Consider the following 1,143-nt stretch of genomic DNA (forward strand, 5'->3'; position numbering starts at 1 on the left):
AGCCGCAGGCCCTCGCGTGGTTGAGTGTCATCGCAATCCCCTTCTTTGCGACTCATGCTCTAAAATTCCATCGTAAGCATCCGCCGAAGACTGCTCCCGTTCAACGCGCGTCTTACTTCCCACCGGTCGGCAACGATGAGTGTGACATATTTACTTAGCCTGTCTGCCCGACGGCCTTCGAATGGACGGAACTGTCAGGTCGCGACCTCCGCAGCTTGCGGGCTTTTTCGGACAATGCTGCGGCTCACGCCACTGGCATGTGAGGCGCCGCTTCACAGAACGGGCTCGCTGAAAAGTGACGATCACAAAACGGCTGCCCAATCCCGGAGTGACTAGGCAGAGCGTTTCAAGCCGAGGGTCCCAAAACAAACGCCGCATTCGCTCGTGGCTGGTTCCGAATTTGCCGCTCGAACTCTTCTGGTTCGAACAAAAGGGGAAAATCCGCAGGCTGTCGTCTGTCTCGATTAGTCGAGCGGCCATTTAGACCTGCATTTGCACGGCACCGTCAAAATCGCATAGCTGGTCACTTCACGTCTTGGTGGATCTTGCCGCGGAAGAACCAATAGACGCCGATTGTGTAGATAGCGATGATCGGCAGGACCACGACGCCGCCATAGAACAGGAAGCTCAACGTGGCATCTGGCGCGGCAGCGCCCGCCACCGTAACGGAATAGGGGATCATGTAGGGCCAGAAATCACACCTTCTCGCTCAACACCGACACAACGTATGACTGGGCCAACGACAAGCTCACCGTCCCGATCAACGGCAGAAGGTGATCAAGGTCGGGAAGCTGCCGGTCAGCCTGTTCGTGGGGGCTCGCTACTATGCGTTCTCGCCGCAATCTGGTCCCAAGGGCTTCGGCGCACGTGCAGGTTGACCTTCCTGATCGCAGACTAGGCCTCAGTGTTTCTCGGCCTGGTTTTCTGGCCGCACACACCCGCGTCGATCTCGGATCGCCGTGCGCCGAAGCCCGGCGCGGTGAACGTCTGGTCGGGGGTAGAGAACGAACTTCCGCAAACCACCGAGGCCGTGTGCAAACGCGCTATTGGGATGCCTGAGGTGTGCGCCGCGTCGTCTGCGGGTGAAGTTGGACGAGAGTCGCGGCGACCCTTTCAGGTCCGCATCGCCAGAATGAGCGGCCC

At 59.1% G+C, this 1,143-nt stretch carries 1 protein-coding gene; it reads right to left on the reverse strand.

Going from position 1 to position 1,143, the window contains the following annotated elements; translation table 11 throughout:
* Positions 1-523 precede the first annotated feature (523 nt).
* The gene (locus AC1D34_RS37850) at positions 524-682 is read right to left on the reverse strand and encodes a hypothetical protein (protein ID WP_476827064.1); all 159 of its coding nucleotides are present in this window, start codon (positions 680-682) and stop codon (positions 524-526) included.
* Between the last annotated feature and the right edge of the window lie 461 nt (positions 683-1,143).

The organism is Allobosea sp. P1_A7, assembly GCF_056406775.1.

Coding starts and splice junctions, on each gene's coding strand:
- AC1D34_RS37850 (WP_476827064.1), bottom strand. CDS start 682: ATGATCCCCTATTCCGTTACGGTGGCGGGCGCTGCCGCGCCAGATGCC.